This window comes from Roseofilum acuticapitatum BLCC-M154 (assembly GCF_030068475.1).
GTDB lineage: Bacteria > Cyanobacteriota > Cyanobacteriia > Cyanobacteriales > Desertifilaceae > Roseofilum > Roseofilum acuticapitatum.
In genome coordinates, this window is sequence record NZ_JAQOSP010000026.1 from 1 (window position 1) to 24,271 (window position 24,271).

Below are 24,271 nucleotides of genomic sequence, written 5' to 3' on the forward strand. Positions count from 1 at the left end.
GAAATACCCTAATTAAAAATCCAGGGAGCAAGATGCTCCCACTCCAGTCATATCAAAGAATTCGAGGAGTGCGGGCATCTTGCCCGCTTCTTAACCAATTAACTGGACTTGATATCATAGCATAACTATCTTTTCATGACAGTGGATTTCGATCCCCCTAAATCGCTCTTAAAAAAGGGGGATTTAGGGGGATCGAAAATTAAACAATATTACAGCATTTTTGTCCTAAGTGCGATCGCCAGCACCCACAGCTATCCTCTGCTCTCCGGTTAGACTAAAGGCGCGAGTTTCTGTAATTTTCACCTGCACCAATTGCCCCTTAAGTTGCTCAATATCTCCGGTAAAGAAGGTTAAGCGGTTGCCATCCGTGCGTCCCATGACTTGGGTGGCATCCTTGGGATTTTGGTCTTCGACGAGGACGGTTTCCATGCGTCCGAGATAACGCTGCGATCGCTCCTGTGCTTTAATAGCAACTAAATGATTCAACCTCTGTAGGCGATCGCTCTTCACCTCTTCACTCAATTGATCTTCCCATACTGCTGCCTCCGTACCTGGTCTAGGAGAATAGGCCGCCGTATTTAACTGGTCAAAGCCAATATCCTCAACCAACTCCAGAGTATGCTCAAATTGTTCCTCCGTTTCTCCGGGAAACCCCACAATTGCATCCGCACTAATGGAGGCATCCGGCATCAAGTCGCGAATCTTATCAATAATCCGGCGATACTTCTGATGGGTATACCCGCGCCGCATAGCCTTGAGGATGTCATTATCTCCAGACTGAAACGGAATATGAAAATGTTTACACACCTTCGGTAACTCTGCACAAGCGCGAATTAACCGCTCCGTGAAATAGCGGGGGTGACTGGTGGCAAATCGGATGCGCTCAATTCCTTCCACATCATGAACAAAATAGAGCAAATCCGTAAACGTATTCTCCCGTCTTCCTTCCGGCGTAATTCCGGGTAAATCCCGACCATAAGCGTCAATATTTTGACCCAACAGCGTCACCTCCTTATATCCCTGCTGACCCAACTGTTCCATTTCTTCCCGAATGGCCTGGGGAGTCCGAGACTGTTCCACCCCTCTAACTCCAGGAACCACACAATAGGAACAGCGCTCATTGCAGCCATAAATCACATTCACCCAAGCCGTAATCTTACTATCGCGCCGGGGTTTGGTGATATCCTCCATAATATGAACCGGTTCCGTAGCTACCACCTGGTTCCCCTCTAGGACTTGCTCCAACAAATCTCCCAAGCGGTTGGCATGTTGGGGCCCCATGACTAAATCGAGTTCTGGAACCCGACGCAAGAGCGCTTCCCCTTCCTGTTGGGCCACACATCCAGCCACAATTAGGGTTAAATTGGGGTTTTCATGTTTGCGTTTGGCTTGTCTTCCCAGATAAGAATAGACCTTTTGCTCGGCGTTATCACGAATGGTACAGGTATTGTAGAGAATCACATCCGCTTGATAAGGGTCTTCGACGAATTCTAAGCCGATATCCTCTAGAATGCCAGCCATCCGCTCCGAGTCGGCCTTGTTCATTTGGCATCCAAAGGTAGTAATGTGATAACGACGATGGGTCATGGGTTTTAGAGTTGAGAGTCAAGTACCATTTTTAATTTTACATTAGTTTCATACTGATTTCCTCAATCAACTTTCATTAGCAGAAACTAAATAGTGCTATACAATTGCTGATTAATACGAAAGCCAGCTCTATCGATATAGACAGCTTGGGGAATTAGAATAGTCTGATAAAGATGGTGCAGGAGTTCAAGTTGATCAATTGCTGCAAGATTGGTAATTGCAGAAGTATTGCTAACAACAATCATAACTCTCCTAACCTTTTTAAGGTTTGAATATCCGCCTCGAAATCTTCTACCTCATAATTGAGATATACTCCTCTTTTAGATAGTTCTTGTTGAAACTGTATCAAGTGCATCCCGGCAAGATGGCGGGCTTGTCCTGTACTAATTTTCCGTTGTTGATAGAGTGATATCGCCAGTTCTAGTTTAATATCCGCTTCGGACAGTTGAGCCGAGTGAAGGATTTCATCAGGAATCGTAATATTCATTTTGACTTACTCCAGCAATCATTTCTTTTAAATTGTTCATTGTTCATTGTTCATTGATATAACCCTTCATTCGCAATGACCTATTATAATTGATTCAACAGACTTGAGATAATTTTTAATTGACATGACCCTTCCCAATTGGATTACATTTTCTCGCTTGCTGGGAGTTCCGTTTCTGCTCTACAGTTTACTGGAGCCGACGGTAGAGCGGCGCTGGTTTTGTTTGGCGGTGTTTTTGGTGGCTGCGGGAACAGACTGGTTAGATGGCTATTTGGCGCGGCGGCTCAATCAAGTCAGTGAGATGGGTAAGTTTTTAGACCCTTTGGTGGATAAGTTGTTGGTGTTAGCGCCGTTGTTGTCGTTGGTGGAGTTGGGAGAAGTTCCAGCTTGGGGGGTGTTTCTAATTTTAGCGCGGGAATTGACGATCGCCGGATGGCGCGTCAATCAAACCACGGTTTCGGGGGCGAATATTTGGGGAAAACTGAAAACCGTGGTGCAAATTGGGGCGATCGCCTTTTTAATTGCTCCAACTCCCGTTTCTTGGACTCTACCTATCTTAATCTTCTTTTGGAGTGCTGTAGCTCTAACCTGGATTTCAGGCTTGATTTATATTTTTCCCCAACCTTCCGGTGAGTCATGAATAATGAGTAAGGCTCAGTTGATGTCGTTTCTCAAGTGAGAACTGAGGTTATGTCAACCCTGTCACCTACACCACCCAATGTAACTCCTCCCTCTCAAAACGGCGATCGCTTTTTAATCTGTGGATTAGGTCGTCTCGGTCAAGAATGCGTGATTGCTCTGAGGAATTTTGGAGTCATTGTTATTGGGATTGAAAAAATGCCTCCTGCTGAATGGGAATTAGCGACAGTTCCCGAATTATTAGATTCCTTGATTATAGGAGACTGTCGGCAACTATACATTCTCGAACAGGCTCAAATTCAAAGCTGTCGGACAGTTTTAATTGTTACCAGTGACGAAGAAGTGAACGCTCAAACCGCTTTAGCAGTACGGCAACTGAATCCCCATGTGAGAATTGTAGTGCGTTCTGCGGCGGATAACTTGAATCAACTATTGAGCGAACAGTTAGGTAATTTCTTTGCTGCCGAACCGAGACAAATGGTCGCCACTGCCTTTGGTTTAGCCGGTTTGGGGGCGGGAACCTTGGGCTTTTTTGAGCTAGATGGTCAACATCTCCAGGTGATTACCCATAAACTTGAAGAGGGCCATCGATGGTGTCATACGCGATCGCTTCAAGACCTCAATACCAGCAAACGGCGAGTTCTGTTCTATCACCCCAAACCGGGGTTATTGCCCCATTTTTATCGATGGAATCCCAAGGATGTGGTTAAACCGGGTGACGAGATTGTTTATGTAGAAGTTGTGGACAAGCTTTCTCTAACCGATGAGCAACAGACCCCCAACTTCAGGAGAAATTTGTCTGAGCGACCCAGAAGCAACTCTCGTCAAACCCTTGGGTCTAGATTGACTCATTTTTGGAATACGCAGCTTTTTGAAGTGACCTTTTGGCAGTTGCAATGGCAAAGATTTAAGGATGAATTTTTGATCACTGGAGTACGAAAAGTTGCCATTATCAATGCGATTATTGTTGTATTTTTATTAATCCTAGGCACAGTTTTATTTAAGGCTTATTATCCCAATACGACTCTGTTATATTCATTTTATGCCACAGCTATCCTGTTGCTTGGAGACTATGGAGAATTATTTGGAGACTTGGAACCCATCACCAAGATTCCCGCAGCCTTACAGTTATTTGCGTTTACCCTAACCTTAGTGGGGACGGCATTTGTTGGGGTTTTGTATGCCCTGCTCACTGAAGCCATTCTTTCCTCTAAATTTGAATTGTTGCGTCGCCGTCCCCCCATTCCTAAAACTGACCATTTAATCCTAGTGGGACTCGATCGCCTCGGACAACAGGTCGCCGGTTTCTTGGATAATTTGGAACAAGCCCTAGTGGTCATTCCTTTTAACCCAAATTTGGATCAGAATGTACTACCCCGTATTCCCCTCGTCGTCGGAAATTTAACCGAAGCCCTGACCAAAGCCAATGTATTAACGGCTAGAAGCGTGATTATCACCACCGATAATGAAATGCTTAATCTAGAAATTGCACTCATGGCTCGGCGATTAAATCCTAACACCCATTTAGTTATTGGCACGTATGGCCAAGGTTTAAGCCAATATCTAAGTCACTTATTGACCAATGTACAAATATTGGGAACCTATGAGGTAGCCGCCGAAGCCTTTGCTGGAGCGGCGTTTGGTGAAAATATTATTAGTTTGTTTCGCTATCATAAGACCATTTTAGTTACAGAATATCAAATTGAAGAAATTGATACCTTACATGGATTACTGATTAGTGAAGTGGCTTATGGCTATCGGGTGGTGGTGCTGCTTCACCAAACTCCACCGGAGACGGCAACATTGATGCCTTCTGACGATCTGCGGCTGGCAGTGGGCGATCGCATTGTGGTATTGTCTTCCATTGAAGGCTTAAAACGCATTGAACACGGAACCATCATCACCCCAACTTGGAGAGTTCGGATTGATTCTACGCCGACAAGGGATGCGGCTTTCGATGGAGCCAATGTGATTGCGCGCATTTCCGGATACAGTTTAAGCGGCGCTCGTGAGTTGATGGATCAATTGCCCAAAATCTTACCGAAACGGCTCTATCTTCATCAAGCGGCCCGTTTAGTGGGAGAATTAAAGCGATCGCGAGTTAAAGCCCAATTAATCAAACCCAAACCGAAGACCTAGAGCCAGAGTTGCACAAGTGCTTGGGTACTGACATGATAGTAAAATACCTTTAATTCGTTTGAATTACCCTAAATCACAAAAAATATGGCAGAAATCCAGTTAACCAAAGGAATCACAGAAAAAGATGTTCCTGAAGTGCGTCTAACCCGTGCTAAAGATAAAAGTAGTGGTACAGCAACATTTATTTTTTCCGATCCCACTGTTTTTAAGGAAGGCAATACCGATGAAGTAACCGGCTTACATCTGATTGATGAAGAAGGAGAAATCGTCAGTCGGGAGGTAACCGCTAAGTTTGTTGATGGTGAACCCACCACGGTAGAAGCCTTCTATGTGATGAGGGGAGAAGGTGAGTGGGATCGGTTTATGCGCTTTATGGAACGCTACGGCAAAGAGCATGGTTTAGGGTTTCAGAAAGCCTAATGGCGATATTGGGGCGAATCTCGTCTCGACTCACTTTCTGAATGGGGAAAAGTTAGGATGGCAGTCTACCGCATTCGATTGGCAAAGGATAAGGGAGAGTTGGTTAAGCGGTTGGTAGAGTCTGATGAGGATAATGCACCGTTTGAAACCTATGCAGATGTGGTGATGTTTGCCGCTAGTTTAGGATATCAACGCCATCAGGCAATTCCCCTAGATGATGTGATTGCCAAAGAACCCGCTCCCATTGCTTGGGATGTTTTTCGATCGCGAGGATACGATCGCACCATTCGCCTATTGGCGATCGCCACAACGGAGGAGGTTAGTGTTCTTTCCCTATCCTCTCCAGAGGCGATCGCCCAACAAATTCAAATTCTAGAAGAATATGCCAATGGGGGATTGCAGATCTTACAAGAAGAATTGCGCGGTATTATTGATATCACCCATCATCTTCCCCTGATGTTGCACAAGCAAAGGCATCCCCAAGAGTCACCCCCAGAATTCGATTTAAGCCAATTTCTCTAGTTAACCGCTAGAGACAAGCTAGGGTTTAGCGCAACTTTTGCACATCTGCTATAAAGGCATCAACTGCTTTTTGCGTTTTGCCTAAGTAATTGCCATCAGCCTCTAATGCATTTTTTAGTTCTTCTGCCACTCCAATTAATCCCCCTTCTTCTGACATATAAGCGCCTTTCATCTCAATCTCGCGCCAATACTCTTCTATGACGCGGGTTCTCATCTCTTCATAAGTCTCAATGAGGGAAGCTTTGACTTTCTTTTGTTCCGCGTTGAGGTTTTCATACTCCAATTGACTAATTAATTCCGTTAATTCCGAAAGATGTCGGCGCACAGTTTCCCAGCTCATAACGATTTCCCTTCATAAGATCGGAGAGTTTCGACAGGTATCTTACCAGGTTCTTTGCCACACCCCTGATACTTTACAAAGGTTAACATTTTTTCTGACTATTCGATCGCCAGATTCTCAAGGTTTGGGGGAATCTTAGCGGCTTTGAGTAAGGGTTGTAAGCCTTTGAAGATGCGATCGCCGATTACCTCATGGCCAGCCGCACTCGGATGAATGATATCATCTTGTCGGTATTTCTCGTCTCTGAGCAAACCCTTGAGAATCTGGGGAATCAAATGCGCTTGCGTCTCCTTTGCCAACTGCTCAAACATGCGATCGTATTTGTCCCCCACAACTCCCACATTAATCCCCAATATAACGGCGATCGCCCCCTGAGCTTGAATTTGCGTAATGATTTGCCGTAAATTCTCCTCAGTCTCCGTTTCTGCGATGTTCTGTAGATAGTCATTCCCCGACAACTCCACCATCACCAACCAGGGATTTTCATCCAGCACATCCGTTTGCAACCGTGCTAACCCCATAGCCGTTGTATCCCCTGGAACCCCCTGATTCAGAATCGGCACATTCAACCGACGACTTAAAAGACTGGGAAAAGCTTGCTCTGGGTTCAGTCCATACCCCGAAGCAATGCTATCACCCAAAACAATAATCTGTTCTCCTTGTCCAAGTTGCAAGTTTTTCACCTGGTTCACAGATGAACCGCAACTGATGACGAGTCCCCAGGTGGTGAATAGGAGGACGATCAGAAGGAGACTTCGCCGTACTCTGCGTTGAGCGAAGGGCAGTAGACTTAAACTCAGGATAGAGGCAATCATGATTAGGAGCAATCCTTAATAGTAGTCACTATTTTAGCAAAATGCTCTAGGGCCTACTCCTTTTCGTTTCTTCCCTTGGGTTTGCGTCGCCATAGGAAGAGAATCAGCCAAATCGCCAATACTAACCCCCATCCGAGACTCAAACCCACCGATTTTACAAAGGGATGCACAACAGTAGCATTGGCATCCCACGGCATCAGTAAGGGGTTTTTGTCTGTAATCAGAGCATAGCTAGTGGCGATCACACTCGCGGCAGCCATACCGCCACCGACGACCCCGATGGTAATATTTAAGTTGTGGCTATCAATGGATTCTTGTTCATTGCTTTTTTTAATCTTTTTCTCTAACTTAAGTAACGTCTTCTGTAATTTCCGGCTTTGTTTGGCTTGCTTAACTAGATCTTTGTGTAACTTTCGACTAGCTTTTACTTGTCTGACTAACCGTTCTTCCAGAGCGCGATCGGCTTCAATTTGCTCAATTTCTAACATGCCGCGAATGGTGGCAATCATTTCTTGAAACAGATTTTGACCCGCGAGTAAATAATTTAAGTAGGTTTCGATTTGTTGCAGATAAGTATTTTTCGCTAAGTCGAGAAAAGAGTCCCAGAAGGGGAAATGATCATCGGTCAATTTCGCCTGGTTAATCTCAGTAAATGCCTTTTGAAAATTCTTGATATTGGTGTCCGTGGTGTTGTAGCACTCGCGGAGCAGGCGCAGGGTTTGGCTATACTTAAATCCCAGTTTGCGGATATTATTGAGTAATCGTTTTAACTCTTGTAACCGTTTTTCGTCATCGGTTTCTTGCTCAATTTGGCTAAACCGGGGAATTTGTTGCTCTAGCTCGTTGGCCAGCTTTTGCGCTTCTTCGTAGTATTGTCTCGATTGTTGGGTAGTGAAGAGGATTTTATGGCGAAAGCAGAGTAGTTCTTTCAGGGGTCGGTTGAACCTTTTATTGATAAAAGAAGATAAGCTATTTTCTTTGAATTTGAGCCAGACTAAAATATAAGTATTTTCCGCTTCGTACAGGAATAAGGGGCTACCGAACAGTTGACCTTCACGGGTCTGTAGAGGACGGGGGATCATTTCTGTGGGGCGATCGGGAAATAAGCCGGTTACACAATCATCCGCTAGGTCGCGATATTCATTAATTAGGATGCGATAGTCTTTCAGGGCAATCGGTTTACTGGGTTCGGCATAGAGTAAAAAACTTTGACCTAACGAGGGATTTAGGGTAGAATAGGAAAGAATATTATTGGGATTAAAACCGTTAATTTGGTGACAAAAAAGCGATATTTTTCGGTCACGTTTATCTAAAAAGAGAGTTAGTTCGCCTAGATAGACATCTTGCAACTTTTCAGCGTGAAATGCTCCTTTAGCTTGCAGCGTTGGAGTTAAGGGAACTTGGCTTAACTTCAGTTTTCGTTGTCCTTTGATCAGGTCTTGCCAGGGTTCATTTTCTTGAATTGGATGCAAGTTGGCGCGGAAGGTTTTCAGCTCTTCACTGTTAAAAGCAGTCGCAACCGTTGTGGCGAAGGTTTGCCAGAGTTCCTCGGCATTTTTTGCGGGCATTTGATAGCCTTGGTCAAAATCTGACCAAAAGTGGAAAGCGTAGAGCGTGAAAATAGGGTTTTGAATTTCAGTCATTTTTAATTGATGATGATTTGCTGTAGGGGCGGGTTTTACCAAGATCTAGAATACCCACAAATATCTTACCTAAACCCGCCCTCATTCCCGGTTTCTGGGTTTTCCAGGTCAATGATTCACTGTAGGCGCAGGTTTTACCAAAATCTAGAATACCCACAAATATCTTACCTAAACCCGCCCCATTCCCGGTTAAGAAACCCGGTTTCTTGAAGAAACCGGGTTTCTGGGTTTCCAGGTCAATGATTCACTGTAGGCGCAGGTTTTACCAAGATCTAGAATACCCACAAATATCTTACCTAAACCCGCCCCATTCCCCTATTTCCCCATTCCCCTATTCCCCCATTTCCAAACCTGATTCTTGCAACCCCTGATTTAACAGGGACGTAAGCTGAAGAAATTCCGCCCATTGTTTAAGATAAACCCAATCAAGGGATAAACGTTGCACTTTCAAAACCCCTAACACATCTCGCCATTGCTTCTGGGACTGCATTCCGGTGAGGGTGTACCAGCGCAATTTTTGCAGCACAATATCTTCTGGTGAGTAGAGATAAAGGTCAATATTGGGGTCTTCAGAGACTCGATAGGGCTGACGACGACTAAATTTAGAACGGGAAAAGTCATCGTTGGGGAGGACAAAGAAATCGACTTTCTCGGCTGAGAATAAATGAATAGCATTAAACGAGGATTCGTTATTCATGGCTTCGGTAACCGTTGCTTCATTAATGTAGAATTCTGCGGACATTGCCGCAACTAAGGGAGCAACTTTAACGGATTGGAGATCGATAACCAAGTCTAAGTCTTGAGTGGAGCGTTCTTCCCCCCATAGAGAACTCGCCACCGAGCCACCAACCATATAGGGAATGTCTAAAGGATTTAAGATTTCAGCGATGTTTTGCGCTAATGAAATGGGGTCTAAGATCATTAATTTATCGAGTAATTGATCGCTGGATTTAGGTAAGTTGAAGGTGAGTAGCTTTTGGTTGACATAGGCTTGAGTAAGCTCTGGTGGGGAGGCTTGGGGAAAGGTTCTCTTGAGAGAGAAGAGAGCCATTTTTCGGACGGATTGATTAAAGGTTTTGACTCGTTGGGTTTTTTGGACGGGGGAAAATTGACGCAGTTTTTCAAAGAGGAAAATATCGGCATCAATGCTGGTGTCTTCGGCTTGGGGTTTGTAGCCAGGGAGAGGCATATCAATTAAAAATTAAAAATTAAAAATTAAAAATGGGGATCGGTTGAGAGGGTTAAGAAACCCGGTTTCTTGAAGAAACCGGGTTTCTGGGTTGCCGCGTGGGTTGAGCTACTGTTGTTTCTCGTTGGTTTGACCTAAGCGGTTGAGGTTTTCTAGGTATTTTTCATAGGCTCTTTTGACCACTTCTTCCGGGTCGTCTTCTGCTTCTTCGGCATCATCGAGGCCCATTTGGCTGAGGTCGTTTTCGATGTTTTCTTCGACGTTGGGATGGGTTTTGCACCAGGTTTTGATTTTGGTGGCTAGGGTTTCGATGCTGTCCGTGGGTTGGAGGTCTAAGCCTTGAATTTGGGTTAAAAATTCGGGTTCGTAGTAGTCGAATAGGTCGGTGAAGGCTTTGACGATGGCTGCGGGGGTGGCATGTTCGGGGATGGACATGGTGCGTAAGGCCTCTTCTATGTTTTGGGTGGTGAGGGTGAGGGGTTGGGTTTCGCCGATGAGGGTGAACCCAGACCAGGATTCGGGTTTGGGAAACCGGGTTTTGGTGTTGAGCATAGCATGACGGAGGGCGGAGGCGCGGTTTTTGCCCTGGGCGAGGTTTTGGTAAAATTCCGTCATCAGGACTTTGGCGGCCGGTGCGCCGATGTTCCAGAGGGAGACAACGAGACTGGGAACTCCGGAGAGAATGAAACAGCGCGATAGGCCGATGATGCCATCGCCGGTAATTTTACCTTTGCCGGTGCTACAGGCGCTGAGGACAATAATTTCTGAATTTAAGTCTAAATCGAGAATTTCTTCGGCATATAAGGCTCCATCATCGTCACCATCGGGGGCTAAGATAATTACGCCAGGAATATCGGTTTCTAAGTCTTGTTTGCGGTCTTCGAGTTTTAACTCTTGTAAGGCATGGGCGAAAATGTGAACGGTGCGCGTGTCTACTTCGAGCAGTCGGTTAATCACGGCAACTTTGGTCGCTCTATCGCCAGTGATGGCATCGGTTGCTAAGGTAGCGCCAATGCTTTCCCCTGCTTCTTTCATGTAGGGGTAGGGATTGAGTTTATAGTTCTTCTGGAACTTGGGGTGCAGGGTGGGTTCGGCGACGACGAGGGCTTTTTTCTGGGTTGGGTGCAGGCGCTGCTGTTGGGCGTGGGTGGTCTCTAGGACTTGAATGGAGGGAGCCGTGAGGACGGTATGGTCTTCGATCAGATAGCGCCCTTGGGGGTTCTGTAAGGACGCGAAGGGAACCAAATAGAGGGCATAGTGGGGAATGAAGATGACTCGCGCTTCGGGGTCGGTGGGCAGGAGGTCGGTAATGGGGGCGATGAGGATATTGTAGAGGTATTGCAGCCAGGGAAAGTGACCGTTGCGGGGTTTTTCTTCCGGGTTGAGTTTGAGGAGTTGGTTGTCGTTGTCTTTTTCGGTGATACCGATGGAGACTCGCGCCCGGAGAATTAGGGTTTCCAGGTTGTCGAGTTCGGATTCAGTGATGGGGGAGCGGCGAAACTCGATGTTTCCGGTGGGTTGGATCACCCAGATATAGAGTTCTGCGGTAACAATGGAGTATTCGACCAGGGTGGCGTTTTGGGTTTGGGCAACTTGGCGAATTTGAGGGGCGCTGATGTAAGGGTTGCTCTCTTCGGGGAAGCGCTGTCTGAGCAGGTCGATAAAGGCACGGGTGCGCCCGCGCTCGGAGATTTCTAGTGCTTGGATATGTTGATCTTGGGCAATGAGGACTTCTTCCAACATTCGGTAGGAGGAGCGCTGGGTTTCAAAGATGGAGATTTGATGGCTGTCTTGTAAGTCAGATCGCAACGTTTCGCAGACTTCTACCGCTTTTCGTAGCGTTTTTTCAGCTAAATCTACTAGCTGTGGAATTTTCCGGAGACTATTACCAAGATTATTTAGGGAACTCCATTCCCCATGAAGATCGCCGATTTCCCTTTTTATGGTTAAAGACTGCTGGTGAAAGTCGATCGCTCTTTGGTATTGCCCTAATGAATAGTAGGCATTGCCCAGATTTCCCAGGGAAGCTGCCTCTCCCTGGCGATCACCGATTTCCCTGGCTAGGGTTAAATACTGCTGGTGGAAGTCTATCGCTCTTTGGTATTGCCCTAATGAATAGTAGGCACTGCCCAGATTTCCCAGGGAAATTGCCTCTCCCTGGCGATCGCCGATTTCCCTGGCTATGGTTAAATACTGCTCGTGGAAGGCGATCGCTCTTTGGTATTGCCCTAATGCACGGTAGGCAATGCCCAGACTTCCCAGGGAAGAAGCCTCTCCCTGGCGATTTCCGATTTCCCTAGCTAGGGTTAAAGACTGCTCGTAGAAGTCTATCGCTCTTTGGTATTGCCCTAATGATTGGTAGGCAAGGCCCAGATTTCCCAGGGAAGCTGCCTCTCCCTGGCGATTTCCCATTTCCCGATAGAGAGCAAGGGCCTGTTCCCAGGAGGCGAAAGCTTCGCGAAACTGGCTTTTGTAGTATTGTTCTATCCCTTGGTTGAATAGATTGTCTGCATCCATAGGTCAATTAATAATGAACAATTAACAATTTTCATGTCGGCGATAGCCGAAACAATGGTTCTGGGTTGCTGGGTTGGGTTTCCGGTGGGTGGGGGCGGGTTTAGAGGATTGGTGGTTTGGTGTTCTAGATTTGGGTATAACCCGCCCCTACGATTGAATGAACAATTAACAATTAACAATTAACAATGAGGCGATTGGGGAGAAACCGGGTTTCTGGGAATCGGGCAATCCAATCATCCATTACCCATGCTATCTCAGAGGCAGAAATCTTACTTGTCCTTCCCATTCTCCCTCAAGGCTGCACTGGGCAATCAAGATTATTTCCTCTATTGCCAACCCTACAGGAACGCGCCGACTCACCTCAAACAACCCAGGCATGAGCAACCCAGCCTGGATGCGTTGATAAGCAAAAGTGGTCATGGTAGCCACATCATGAGTGAGGACAATTCGTTCCTCTTGTGCAGCCCATTCTAAAACAGTTGGGTCATCGACTCCAGACAGACCGACATCTTGAACGCGCACAATGTCAACATCTGGACTTTGACGAAGAACACCTCGTACAATTTGGTTGTTAAAATTTTCATCAGCCAGGAATCGAGTCATTTCAGACTACCTGAATTGATTTTGTCTGGCAAGTAAGCGATCGCGTATTCCCACCGGATCGAAACGCTGCTCAAGCTCCTGCCGCATCGCATCGGCTTGTCGTTGACGTTCTGCCAGATAGGTATGAACCTCATCCTGATGTCTAAGGTAGTAACCGATCACCAGATAGATATCGGGAAGTTGTAATGATGGATACTGTTCTCTGATTTCCTCTGGCGTACATCCCTCAAGAAAAGCCGTCACAACCGTATCTAGAGTTACACGGGTTTGGGCAACTCGGATAACGCCTTGGCGATCGGTAACTAATGGGACGTTTTCAACGGCTATTGTCATTTGTTGCGTGCCACATCAACTATTTTTAGGATAGCGCGATCGTAGAACAATGAACAATGAATAATTAACAATGAACAATGGTTCTGGGTGGGTGGCGGCTAAGGATTAAAAGGGTTATACAGTGCCAAACCCATAATTCTGTAGAAATCTGCTATGTTACGAGTGACTAGCGTATAGCCTTGTACAAATGCACAAGCGGCGATCGCAGCATCGGGTAGTTTCAAGCGGTAACTTTGCCGAATCTGAGCAGCGCTGTCTAAAATCGTCTCCGTCAGTGTAACTGAGGAAAGTCTTCTCAAAAATGCTCTGATCTGATTGGCTTCTCTTGGGGTTAAGGCTGGATAACAGAGTAATTCAACCCAAGTTAAAGGGCAATAGTAACCTTCATGATTACCCGCTAAAATATCGGCAAACAAGGGCTGAACCACTGCATCTCCATTGAAATAATAGATAAAAATATTCGTATCGAGTAAATATCTAGTCATCCCACTCTTGCCTGAGTTGCTTTTGGAAGACTAGAGGATCAACCCGTTGCGGGAGAAACCCAAACCCATCTAATGATAATTCATGATTCTCAGCCTTCGAGTCGCTTAAGGCTTGAGCCAAAAGAGCAGCAGCCTCAGAGGAGTTACGCAACCTTTGAAGTGATAATTCACTCTCAGCCGTTACAGATGCTTCATTCGTCTCATCATGGGAACGGTTGGTTTCTGCTTGAATGGAATTGAGGAGTGCTTGGACTAGATGCCAGCGATCGCCTATGGGTAATGCTAGGATGCGATCGCGTAATTCGGGTAATGTCATCTCTGGCGTGCCACATCAACTATTTTTAGGATAGCGCGATATAATTAACAATTAACAATTAACAATGGTTCTGGGTTGGTGTTCTAGATTGTGTCCTCTCCCTTTCATGTCCGCTTTGCGGAAAATCCCTCTCCCACTCCGAGAGGGACTTTTCTCCCCTTCTCCTGTGGGAGAAGGGGTTGGGGGATGAGGGCGGATTTATGGCGATCGCGCAGAGCTACAACCCCAATATTGTAGATAAAGCTACGTCTAAGTCTGCTAAGTCGCGATCGCCATTAGCACCCGTGGTTTCCGCTTGAATGGAATTGAGGAGTGGTTGGACTAAGTGCCAACGATCGCATGGGTAAGGGATAACAAGCCGCTTTTTGAGAACGGTGCTTTACTCTAGGCAATAGGTAATTCAACGATCAATTCTGTTCCCTGATGGAGGTTAGAGTGACAATAGAGTTGACCTTGATGTTGTTCGGTAATAATTTGATAGCTGATATAGAGACCGAGACCATTATGGTTTTTACCTAACTTTGTGGTGAAGAAGGGCTGAAAAATTTGCTCTTGTATGGCTTCTGATATCCCTATGCCATTATCGGTGATGGACAGCCTCACGGCTTGTTCTTGAAGGGATAAGGTTGAAATCTTTAAGGTTTTCTTTAGCACTGTATGTTCTTCTAAAGCATCGATCGCGTTATTGAGGATATGCATAATGGCCTGGTTCAGTTGTCGAGGATAGCAGGAAATGGGGGGAAGGTCGCTATACTCACGGATAATGGTAATTGGGGGGCGATCGCCGTTGGGGGTGAGTCGATGTCCCAATAGTAATAAATTATGCTCAATCGCTTCCTGTAAATCTACCCTTTTATAGTCTGATTCATCCAAGCGAGAAAATTTGCGGAGTGAGTTAACAATGGTTTGAATGCGATCGATACCCACTTGAGTAGATTTCAGGAGTTCTTGAAGATCTTGACCCAAAAACTCTAAATCGAGATTTTCCAGTAAGTTTTGTAAAGTTTCCGGTGGATTCGGATAGTGGTTTTGGTAAGCTTGAGCTAGGGACAATAATTCTTGTGAATATTCTCCCAAATGATGGAGATTGCCCTGAATAAAGGCCGTTGGATTATTAATCTCATGGGCAACCCCCGCAACCAACTGTCCCAAAGCTGACATTTTGGCACTTTGGATTAATTGAGCTTGGGTTTGTTGAAGATGTCTGAACTTTAACCTTAATTCCATCTGAGAGATGACCTGTCGCCCCAGGGCTTTCAGAGCCTTCAATTGTTCGTCACTTAGATCGCGGGGAACTCGATCTATGGTACAAAGTGTGCCGATGGGATATCCGTCGGGGGTGACGAGAGGAGTGCCCGCATAAAAGCGAATATTGGGTTCTGAGGTGACTAAGGGATTGGTCGCAAAGCGATCATCCTCTAGAGTATTGGGAACCACTAGAAGGCGATCGGGTTGGTTAATAGCATGGGCACAAAAGGCAATCTCTCTGGGCGTTTCTGCGGCATCTATGCCCACTTTGGATTTAAACCACTGCCGATTTTGATCGACTAAACTCACTAGGGCAATGGGAGTGTCGCAAATGTATGCAGCCAGTTGGGTGAGATCGTCAAACGCTTCTTCTGCCGCAGTGTCTAAGATATCGTAATTCTCTAGGGCCTGCAAGCGCTCTGTTTCATGGCTAGGAATGGGTGGAATCTTCATTTAAGAGTGGATCTTGATGCCCAATTAGGCTAAGTACAAAGGTTGATAGAAAGAAACTCATTCTACCAAATAGCGGCGATCGCCGTCTTTACAAAATACAGCGCTTTGCGCTCTGGGTGGGGGAATCGGGAGAGCGAACCGCGTAACCAAAAAACCTTTGCCACCCCCTAGCCACGGACATATTTCTCACCCCGGAACAACGGCAAAAATTTGCCCAAGATATCGAAGTAAAAATGGCATAAGATTGCCGATCTACATGCAGAAACTCTCGCCAGAGTGCTACACTCAATTCACTCATAAGCCAAGGCTTGAGTGAACAGCACAACTTTATTTAGGGTGTCATCATAAATTATGGGAAGTTTTGAGTCACTCTTCCCCATCGCTGAATCCAACTCATTTACCCCATTCTTTGTGAACTATGATAGCAACCCTGAAGTCCACAACTGCTCAATTAGAAGAATTGAAAGCAAGGGTCACCGAGATCTACGATATTAATGCGGCTGTTTCTGTACTCTATTGGGATCAGGCGACTTATATGCCCTCTGGTGGGGCTGGGGCTAGGGGACGACAGATCGCCCTGTTGCGACAAATGGCCCATCAGAAATTGACTGATCCTCAGTTAGGACAGTTGTTGGCTGATTTAGAGACTGGGCAAAAAAACTGGGATTATCATTCCTCAGAAGCGAGTTTAATTCGCATTACTCGTCGCAATTATCAACGAGCGATACAAGTGCCTGGGGATTTTGTGGCCCAGTTTTCGGCCCATCGCAGTCGCTGTTACGAAGCTTGGGCGAAAGCGAAGGAAGAGGATAATTTTGCTCTGGTGCAACCGGAGTTAGAAAAAACCCTGGATTTTACTCGCCAGTATGCGAGTTTTTTTGCTGGCTATGACCATATTGCCGATCCATTGATTGAAGAGGTGGATTATGGGATGACTACGGCAACTCTGCGACCGTTGTTTGCCCAGTTGCGTCAGAAGTTAGTACCATTGGTGGAGGCTATTTCCTCTTGTCCCCAACCGGATGTTTCCTGTGTGCAGCAAGGGTTCGATCGCCAAAAACAATTGCAGTTTACCCTAAATCTGTTGCGGCAAGTGGGGTATGATTTTAATCGCGGTCGTCAGGATGAGAGCTTGCATCCGTTTACCACCAGTTTTTCCATTGGTGATGTGCGAATTACCACCCGTGTGCGGGAAAACGACCTGACGGAGGCTCTGTTTAGTACGATTCATGAGATGGGCCATGGGTTCTATGAGCAGGGATTAGATCCCAGTTTAGAGGGTACGCCCTTAGCAGAAGGGACATCCTCTGGAGTCCATGAGAGTCAGTCGCGACTGTGGGAAAATTTGGTGGGGCGATCGCCAGAATTTTGGCAGTATTTTTATCCTCAGTTGCAGAAAACGTTCCCGGATCAATTGCAGGATGTTGCTTTAGATCGCTTTTACCGAGCCATTAACCGGGTGGAGCGATCGCTGATCCGCACGGATGCCGATGAGGTCACCTATAATCTCCATGTGATGATTCGCTTTGACCTCGAATTAGAATTACTTGAAGGCTCTCTAGAAGTGCGGGATCTGCCCGAAGCTTGGAATGCTCGCTATCAGTCCGATCTCGGAGTCTGTCCAGAGAGCGATCGCCTGGGAGTGCTTCAGGATGTTCATTGGTACACCTCCACCCTCGGAGCCATGTTCCAGTGCTACACCTTGGGAAACATTATGAGCGCTCAAATTTATCAAGCCGCTCTCCAGGATCTGCCCCACCTGAAAGACGACATTGCCCAAGGTCATTTTGCCCCCTTACACCAGTGGTTAATCGATCATATCTATCAATTTGGCAGTGTCTACACCCCACTGGAGTTAATGCAAAAAGTCACGGGTAGCGATTTGAAAATTGCCCCATTTGTGGATTACATTGAGCAGAAATATCGGCAATTGTATAATTTCTAAAGAACAGACCCTCTCCCTATATCCCTCTCCCTTGGGAGAGGGACTTCTGCTCCCCTTCTCCTGCGGGAGAAGGGGGTAGGGGGATGAGGGGCAGCTATTACATAACTCATTTAGGTTCGCTATAGAGGATATCGATTATGTATGATTTTGCAATAATTGGGGGCGGAATTGTCGGTTTAGCCACAGCACTAGCCTTGCAAAATCGTTTTCCCAACGCCCAAATATCAGTATTAGAAAAAGAGCCTCAATTAGCCTGCCATCAAACGGGCAATAATAGCGGTGTGATTCATTCAGGAATATACTATAAACCCGGAAGCTTGAAAGCCCGTTTAAGTCGTGCTGGATCAAAATCCATGGTCGAGTTTTGCCAACAGCATGATATCCCCCATGATGTTTGTGGTAAAGTGATTGTTGCCACAGCTCAAAACCAGTTAACCCAATTAGAAAAACTCTATCAGCGCGGCTTAGAAAATGGGTTAGAAGTGGCGAAAATTTCCGCCGAAGAAGTAAAGGAAATTGAACCCCATGTAAGTTGTTTAGCCGGGATTCGGGTGAAAACAACTGGCATTGTTGACTATCGCCAAGTCTGTGAAAAATATGCCCAGTTAATTTCCGAAGCTGGGGGCGAGATTCGCCTGAATACGAAGGTGGAAAACTGGCGGGAGATGGGTGAAACGATTATTCTCGAAACTTCCCAAGGGGAAATTGAAGCCAAATTTGTGATTAATTGTGGGGGATTATTTAGCGATCGCCTCACCCAGATGAGTGGGATGCAGCCCCAAGCCAAAATCATTCCCTTTCGCGGTGAATATTACGAACTCAAGCCAGAAAAGCGTTATTTGGTCAAAAACCTCATTTATCCCGTTCCCAACCCAGAATTCCCCTTTTTAGGCGTTCACTTTACCCGCATGATCGATGGCTCTGTCCATGCGGGGCCGAATGCGGTGTTAAGTTTGAAACGGGAAGGCTATCAAAAAACGGATGTGGATCTGGCTGATGTTGCCGACATGCTCACCTATCCTGGACTGTGGAAACTCGCGGCTAAACATGGCAAAGAGGGCATTAAAGAGATTATTCGCTCGTTTAGTAAGGCGGCTTTTGTCCATAGTCTGCAACAATTAATTCCCGAAGTGCAAGCGGAAGATGTGATCCCTACCCATGCGGGGGTTCGCGCTCAAGCCTTGAAACCTGATGGAGCGTTAGTTGATGATTTTTTGATTCTCCAGGATAAGCGAAAAATGCATGTGTGTAATGCACCTTCTCCTGCGGCAACGGCTTCTTTGGAAATTGGTCGAGAAATTGCAGCACAAGTGCCTGAACTACAGGGACTTATGACTTATAGCTGATCCCTGCATCTATAATATTAGGAGCGATCGCACATATTTCTTAACTTTAGATGTAGTCACTACAATACCTAAGTGATACAAATTGTAGAGTTTCAATCTTGTAATCCTCCATTGTATCTAAAATTTAAATTAAGACAATCTGTAAAAGTCTTTTGCCGGAAAGACCAATCTCCGATCGGGCAAAAGGCTTTTTTATCGCATGATCCACTTGAGGAAGAAACTGCATGGGCATTGCCACTGTTAACCCAGCAACCGGAGAAACTTGCCAAACCTTTTCAGCACTCACAGATGCTGAACTAGAGAAGAAATTAGCTTTAGCACAACAAGCCTTTTTAGAGTATCGTCAGACTTCCTTTGACCAAAGAGCCACTTGGTTAAAGCAAACGGCGGATATTGTGGAAGCCGAAGCCCAAAAGTTTGGCAAAATTATTACCTTAGAAATGGGGAAACCCATTAAACAAGCGATCGCCGAAGTGAAAAAATGCGCCCTCGTCTGTCGCTACTATGCCGATCGCGCCGAAGAGTTTCTCAGCCCCACCTATACTGAAACTGATGCCAGTCAAAGCTTTGTGGCTTACCATCCCCTGGGGGCTATTTTAGCGGTGATGCCTTGGAATTTCCCCTTCTGGCAAGTCTTCCGGTTTGCAGCTCCGGCACTGATGGCGGGGAATGTGGGACTGCTCAAACATGCTTCTAATGTGCCCCAATGTGCGATCGCCCTGGAAGAAATCTTTACCCAAGGTGGTTTCCCCCCTGGAGTCTTCCAAACGCTCCTAGTCGGTGCAGATAAGGTCGCCCAAATTGTAGCTGATGACCGAGTAAAAGCTGCTACTTTAACCGGCTCGGAACCCGCAGGAGCCAGTTTAGCCTCCATTGCTGGAAAACACATTAAAAAAACCGTCCTCGAACTCGGTGGTACTGACCCCTTTATTGTCCTGGAGAGCGCCGATCTCGATGCAGCCGTTGCCACTGCGGTGACGGCGAGACTGCAAAACAATGGTCAGTCCTGCATTGCCGCTAAACGGTTTATTGTGGTGGAGGCGATCGCCGATCGCTTCCAAAACGCCCTGGTAGAAAAATACCGGCAACTCAGTATCGGTGACCCCATGGACGAGGCTAATGATATTGGCCCCCTAGCGACCCCCAGTATCCTGAAAGAAGTGGATCAACTGGTGCAAGCCTGTGTGAGTCAAGGGGCAGAAGTTCTGATTGGTGGCAAACCTTTAGGCGATCGCCCAGGAAACTACTACCCGCCCACCATTTTAGCTAACATTCCCCCCGGCACTCCCGCCGACACCGAAGAATTTTTCGGCCCTGTTGCGCTCCTGTTCCGGGTTAAAGACATCGACGAAGCCATTACTGTGGCGAACTCCACCTCTTTAGGACTAGGAGCGAGTGCTTGGACAACTAACGAACAAGAGTGCGATCGCCTTATTCGCGACTTAGAAGCCGGAGCCGTCTTCATCAACGGTATGGTCAAATCTGACCCCCGTCTTCCTTTCGGTGGCATCAAGCGATCGGGCTACGGCCGAGAACTGAGCGTCGAAGGTATCCGCGAATTTGTCAACCTCAAAACCGTTTGGATAAAGTAGGGTCAAGGGAATAGGGAATAGGGAATAGGGAATAGGAAAACAATATTTTCCCCGTCCCCCATCCCCCCATCCCCCCATCCCCCCAATCCCCCATCCCCCATCCCCCTATCCCATCCCCATTCCCATGAATACCGCAGAATTATTGATCCGTTGTTTAGAAAACGAAGGCGTTAAATACATCTTTGGACTCCCTGGAGAAGAAAACATGGCAGTGCTAAAAGCACTCACCCACTCCTCTATCCAATTTATTACCACCCGCCACGAACAAGGGGCCGCCTTCATGGCCGACGTTTATGGTCGTCTCACCGGTAAAGCCGGGGTCTGTCTATCCACCCTCGGCCCCGGAGCCACCAACCTGATGACTGGGGTTGCTGATGCCAACCTCGATGGCGCTCCCCTAGTCGCCATTACCGGCCAAGTGGGTACAGACCGGATGCATATTGAGTCCCATCAATATCTCGATTTAGTTTCCATGTTTAGTGCGGTTACCAAATGGAATACCCAAATTGTGCGTCCAAGCAATACGAGGGAAATTGTCCGCCGCGCTTTCAAAATTGCTCAAACGGAAAAACCGGGTGCAGTCCATATTGATTTACCCGAAAATATTGCCGCCATGCCCGCAGAAGGTGACCCCTTAAAACGAGACAAAAAAGATAAGTTCTATGCCGCTTATCATAGTCTCAATGAAGCGGCTTTAGTGATTTCTAAAGCCAAGTTTCCCATGATTTTAGTGGGCAATGGAGCGATTCGCGCCAATGCCAGCGAAGCCTTAACGGAGTTTGCTACCCATTTGAATATTCCGGTGGCTAATACGTTTATGGGTAAGGGGGCAATTCCCTATAGTCATCCTTTATCCTTGTGGACAACGGGATTAAAGCAACGGGATTTTATTAGTTGTGCGTTTGATCGCACGGATTTAGTGATTGCCATTGGTTATGACCTGATTGAATATTCCCCGAAAAAATGGAATCCTAATAAAAACATTCCCATCGTTCATATTGGGGCAAAACCGGCTGAAATTGATAGCAGCTATATTCCCGAAGTGGAAGTGGTGGGAGATATTTCGGATGCGCTGTTGGAAATTTTGCGGCGCTGCGAGCGATCAGAAAAACCCGATCCTTATATTCATCAACTGCGATCGGAAATTCGCGAAGATTACGAACAATATGCCAACGATCCAGGGTTCCCGGTGAAACCGCAAAAAATTGTGTATGATTTGCGGCAAGTGATGGGGCCCGAAGATGTGGTTATTTCTGATGTGGGCGCTCATAAAATGTGGATGGCTCGCCATTATCACTGCGATCGCCCCAATACCTGTATTATTTCTAACGGATTTGCCGCCATGGGCATTGCCATTCCAGGGGCGATCGCCGCTAAATTAGTGTATCCCGATCATAAGGTAGTCGCAGTCACCGGTGATGGGGGCTTCATGATGAACTGTCAGGAGCTAGAAACCGCTCTAAGAGTGAAAACCCCCTTTGTTACCATTATCTTTAATGATGGGGGGTATGGCTTAATTGAGTGGAAACAGGAAGACCAATATGGGGAATCGGCATTCATTAAGTTTACCAATCCTGACTTCGTTAAATTAGCGGAAAGTATGGGATTAAAAGGATACCGAGTAGATGCTGCGGAAAACTTATTGCCCATCCTCAAAGAAGCCTTAGAACAAGACGTTCCTGCGGTGATTGATTGTCCTGTAGACTATCGAGAAAATGCCCGCTTTAGTAAAAAAGCCGGTGGCTTAAGTTGTAGCATTTAGTTGATCAATCGATAGTAATATAGCGCGTTGCGCTGTATAGATGGACAGTAGGAAAAGATCCCCCCTTGCCCCCCTTAAAAAGGGGGGAATAGAAAAGTCCCCCTTTTTAAGGGGGATTTTCCGCAAGCGGACATGAAAGGGGGATCAAGATGTCCCACATAAAACGCGAAAACTGCTGTAAAAAGCAGGGGGTTTTCATTTTCACAAATTATACCACAACAAAAGCAAAATCTTTGCTTCTCAAAACCGTTTTTTTGGCCCGGTTCAATTCTCTGTCAGCCAAGAATAACGTACCTCATAAAAGCGCAAGGTGCTGTAAATCAACTATAATTGGGCAATTAACCCTTCTACTCGTTCCTTAACTTCTCCCCGAACTCGGCGAAAGGTTTCCAAGGGTTGACCGTCGGGATCGTCGAGTTGCCAATCTTCAAAAATTTCTCGCAAAACCCAATCTTGGGGCAAGTTCACCCCACAGCCACAGAGGGAAATAACGGCATCATAATCTTCAGCCTTAAAGTCACTAATGGGATCGGAAGTTTGACCGGTAATATCAATGCCAATTTCTTTCATGACTTCAATGGCAGTGGGATGAACCCTAGAGGATTCTAAACCGCAACTGGTGACTTCAATTTTGTCTTCACCTAAACTGCGAGCAAATCCTTCTGCCATTTGGGAACGACAGGAGTTGCGTTTACAGACAAACATGACTTTTTTCATGGAAATGACCTCAAACTATCTCAAAGAATCAATACAGCGCGGATCGAGTAAAGTTGCTTTTTCTGGATTTCGAGGAAACCAAAAAGCTGTTTTTTTACAAATTTCTACTAATAGCAACATCACTGGGACTTCGATTAAGACTCCCACAACGGTGGCTAAAGACGCGCCAGAATTAAGACCAAACAGCATCACGGATGTGGCAATCGCGACCTCAAAGTGATTGCTTGCACCAATTAAAGCAGCAGGGGCTGCATCTTCGTAAGTCAGATTGAGTTTGAATGCCAGAACATAAGTGATTAAAAAGATAAAGTGGGTTTGAATAAACAAGGGAACTGCAATTAATAAGATATGCAGGGGGTTATTGACAATGAGATCTCCTTTAAAGGCAAAAAGAAGGACTAAAGTTAACAACAGAGCGGTTGTGGCAATGGGACTCAGATAGTGTAAAAAACGACGCTCAAACCAGTCTTTTCCTTTGTATTTAAATATCCAATAACGACTATAAATTCCAGCCGCTAAAGGCAAACCTACATAGATTAAAACTGAGAAGACGATGGTTTGCCAAGGAACCACTAAATTATTGACGGAAAGCAGCCATTTCCCCAGGGGAGCATAGAGGAAGAGCATGGCTAATGAGTTGACAGCAACCATGACTAGAGTATGCCCTTGATTGCTATAGGAAAGATATCCCCACATCAGTACCATTGCTGTACAAGGAGCAATTCCTAATAAGATACACCCAGCAATATAGGAGTTAGCTAAGGTTACTTCTGAGCCTCGAATGATCTCCGTTGAGTTTAATAGGGGTAAAAAAAACCAGCCCAAAAAGAACTGGGCAAAAACGACCATAGTAAAGGGTTTAACTAACCAATTAATGACTAATGTCAAAAGTACAGGTTTAGGATTTTTTGAAGCTTTTACTGCTTGGGAGAAATCTATTTTTACCATGATGGGATACATCATAAAAAATAGACAGATGGCAATGGGAATTGAAACATTATAGACACTCATTGAGTCTAAGGTTTCTGCGACTCTAGGAAAGGTACGCCCTAAGATGATACCGAGAATGATACAAAGGGCAACCCAAAGGGTAAGGTATGCTTCAAAGATGCTGAGAGTTCCTCCCGCTTTGACTGCCTTGGGATTAATTTTGTTAGCCATAAACTTCTTTTT

The 24,271-nt window shown here is 46.0% G+C and carries 22 protein-coding genes and 1 pseudogene; 8 read left to right on the forward strand and 15 right to left on the reverse strand.

The window, feature by feature from the left end:
• Window positions 1-225: 225 nt before the first annotated feature.
• From miaB to PMG71_RS03760, 3 genes and pseudogenes are all read right to left on the reverse strand, one after another.
• Complete coding sequence (miaB, locus tag PMG71_RS03755) at window positions 226-1,587, reverse strand: tRNA (N6-isopentenyl adenosine(37)-C2)-methylthiotransferase MiaB (protein WP_283752304.1); 1,362 nt, start codon at window positions 1,585-1,587, stop codon at window positions 226-228.
• A 137-nt stretch (window positions 1,588-1,724) separates the two neighbouring features.
• Window positions 1,725-1,832 (reverse strand): annotated as a pseudogene (locus tag PMG71_RS23820) (PIN domain-containing protein); the annotation flags it as partial.
• Window positions 1,829-2,074, reverse strand: coding sequence for a UPF0175 family protein (locus PMG71_RS03760; RefSeq protein WP_283752305.1), 246 nt, complete (start codon window positions 2,072-2,074; stop codon window positions 1,829-1,831). The pseudogene PMG71_RS23820 and the gene PMG71_RS03760, both read right to left, overlap by 4 nt.
• A 124-nt stretch (window positions 2,075-2,198) precedes the next feature.
• Between PMG71_RS03760 and pgsA the strand changes: the two genes are divergently transcribed.
• The 4 genes from pgsA (at window position 2,199) to PMG71_RS03780 (ending at window position 5,794) form a co-directional block, all read left to right on the forward strand.
• A complete protein-coding gene (gene pgsA / locus PMG71_RS03765) occupies window positions 2,199-2,714 on the forward strand; it encodes a CDP-diacylglycerol--glycerol-3-phosphate 3-phosphatidyltransferase (RefSeq protein ID WP_283752306.1) in 516 nt (171 codons plus the stop codon).
• Between the two features lie 50 nt (window positions 2,715-2,764).
• A complete protein-coding gene (locus PMG71_RS03770) occupies window positions 2,765-4,852 on the forward strand; it encodes a potassium channel family protein (protein ID WP_283752307.1) in 2,088 nt (695 codons plus the stop codon).
• A gap of 84 nt (window positions 4,853-4,936) precedes the next feature.
• A complete protein-coding gene (gene psb28, locus PMG71_RS03775) occupies window positions 4,937-5,272 on the forward strand; it encodes a photosystem II reaction center protein Psb28 (RefSeq protein WP_283752308.1) in 336 nt (111 codons plus the stop codon).
• 57 nt (window positions 5,273-5,329) lie between these two features.
• Window positions 5,330-5,794 (forward strand): DNA phosphorothioation-associated protein 4, encoded by a 465-nt coding sequence (locus PMG71_RS03780; RefSeq protein ID WP_283752309.1) that lies wholly within the window; start codon window positions 5,330-5,332, stop codon window positions 5,792-5,794.
• A gap of 25 nt (window positions 5,795-5,819) precedes the next feature.
• Here the strand turns inward: PMG71_RS03780 and PMG71_RS03785 are convergent, their stop codons facing one another.
• The 10 genes from PMG71_RS03785 to PMG71_RS03830 all read right to left on the reverse strand — a co-directional run bounded on the left by PMG71_RS03785 (window position 5,820) and on the right by PMG71_RS03830 (window position 15,736).
• Window positions 5,820-6,134 (reverse strand): hypothetical protein, encoded by a 315-nt coding sequence (locus tag PMG71_RS03785; protein WP_283752310.1) that lies wholly within the window; start codon window positions 6,132-6,134, stop codon window positions 5,820-5,822.
• 98 nt (window positions 6,135-6,232) lie between these two features.
• Window positions 6,233-6,949, reverse strand: a complete 717-nt coding sequence (locus PMG71_RS03790; protein WP_283752311.1) for a GDSL-type esterase/lipase family protein — start codon at window positions 6,947-6,949, stop codon at window positions 6,233-6,235.
• 53 nt (window positions 6,950-7,002) lie between these two features.
• Window positions 7,003-8,592, reverse strand: a complete 1,590-nt coding sequence (locus PMG71_RS03795; RefSeq protein ID WP_283752312.1) for a hypothetical protein — start codon at window positions 8,590-8,592, stop codon at window positions 7,003-7,005.
• A 331-nt stretch (window positions 8,593-8,923) separates the two neighbouring features.
• Window positions 8,924-9,781 carry a hypothetical protein gene (locus PMG71_RS03800; protein WP_283752313.1) on the reverse strand — a complete coding sequence of 286 codons (858 nt, stop codon included), beginning with the start codon at window positions 9,779-9,781 and terminating at the stop codon, window positions 8,924-8,926.
• A gap of 108 nt (window positions 9,782-9,889) precedes the next feature.
• Window positions 9,890-12,298: a CHAT domain-containing protein gene (locus PMG71_RS03805; protein WP_283752314.1), complete on the reverse strand. Its 2,409-nt coding sequence runs from the start codon at window positions 12,296-12,298 to the stop codon at window positions 9,890-9,892.
• Between the two features lie 249 nt (window positions 12,299-12,547).
• Window positions 12,548-12,901, reverse strand: a complete 354-nt coding sequence (locus PMG71_RS03810) for a DUF5615 family PIN-like protein (RefSeq protein ID WP_283752315.1) — start codon at window positions 12,899-12,901, stop codon at window positions 12,548-12,550.
• 6 nt (window positions 12,902-12,907) lie between these two features.
• Window positions 12,908-13,234 carry a DUF433 domain-containing protein gene (locus PMG71_RS03815; protein WP_283752316.1) on the reverse strand — a complete coding sequence of 109 codons (327 nt, stop codon included), beginning with the start codon at window positions 13,232-13,234 and terminating at the stop codon, window positions 12,908-12,910.
• Window positions 13,235-13,332: 98 nt separating this feature from the next.
• On the reverse strand, window positions 13,333-13,719 hold the full coding sequence (locus PMG71_RS03820) for a type II toxin-antitoxin system VapC family toxin (protein ID WP_283752317.1): 387 nt from the start codon (window positions 13,717-13,719) through the stop codon (window positions 13,333-13,335).
• A complete protein-coding gene (locus PMG71_RS03825; RefSeq protein ID WP_283752318.1) occupies window positions 13,712-14,035 on the reverse strand; it encodes a hypothetical protein in 324 nt (107 codons plus the stop codon). The genes PMG71_RS03820 and PMG71_RS03825 overlap by 8 nt, the downstream gene beginning before the upstream one ends.
• Before the next feature lie 384 nt (window positions 14,036-14,419).
• Window positions 14,420-15,736 (reverse strand): sensor histidine kinase, encoded by a 1,317-nt coding sequence (locus PMG71_RS03830; protein ID WP_283752319.1) that lies wholly within the window; start codon window positions 15,734-15,736, stop codon window positions 14,420-14,422.
• 421 nt (window positions 15,737-16,157) lie between these two features.
• Here PMG71_RS03830 and PMG71_RS03835 point away from each other — a divergent pair, with 421 nt between their 5' ends.
• From PMG71_RS03835 to PMG71_RS03850, 4 genes are all read left to right on the forward strand, one after another.
• On the forward strand, window positions 16,158-17,681 hold the full coding sequence (locus tag PMG71_RS03835) for a carboxypeptidase M32 (RefSeq protein ID WP_430540989.1): 1,524 nt from the start codon (window positions 16,158-16,160) through the stop codon (window positions 17,679-17,681).
• 137 nt (window positions 17,682-17,818) lie between these two features.
• Window positions 17,819-19,027 carry an L-2-hydroxyglutarate oxidase gene (gene lhgO / locus PMG71_RS03840; RefSeq protein WP_283752321.1) on the forward strand — a complete coding sequence of 403 codons (1,209 nt, stop codon included), beginning with the start codon at window positions 17,819-17,821 and terminating at the stop codon, window positions 19,025-19,027.
• 224 nt (window positions 19,028-19,251) lie between these two features.
• The gene (locus tag PMG71_RS03845; RefSeq protein WP_283752322.1) at window positions 19,252-20,619 is read left to right on the forward strand and encodes an NAD-dependent succinate-semialdehyde dehydrogenase; all 1,368 of its coding nucleotides are present in this window, start codon (window positions 19,252-19,254) and stop codon (window positions 20,617-20,619) included.
• A 124-nt stretch (window positions 20,620-20,743) separates the two neighbouring features.
• Window positions 20,744-22,381, forward strand: a complete 1,638-nt coding sequence (locus PMG71_RS03850; RefSeq protein WP_283752323.1) for an acetolactate synthase large subunit — start codon at window positions 20,744-20,746, stop codon at window positions 22,379-22,381.
• 324 nt (window positions 22,382-22,705) lie between these two features.
• On the opposite strand, the gene arsC is transcribed toward PMG71_RS03850, so the two are convergent.
• Together arsC and arsB are read right to left on the reverse strand one after the other, a co-directional pair.
• Complete coding sequence (gene arsC, locus PMG71_RS03855) at window positions 22,706-23,098, reverse strand: arsenate reductase, glutathione/glutaredoxin type (RefSeq protein WP_283752324.1); 393 nt, start codon at window positions 23,096-23,098, stop codon at window positions 22,706-22,708.
• A 15-nt stretch (window positions 23,099-23,113) separates the two neighbouring features.
• Window positions 23,114-24,259: an ACR3 family arsenite efflux transporter gene (gene arsB / locus PMG71_RS03860; protein WP_283752325.1), complete on the reverse strand. Its 1,146-nt coding sequence runs from the start codon at window positions 24,257-24,259 to the stop codon at window positions 23,114-23,116.
• Between the last annotated feature and the right edge of the window lie 12 nt (window positions 24,260-24,271).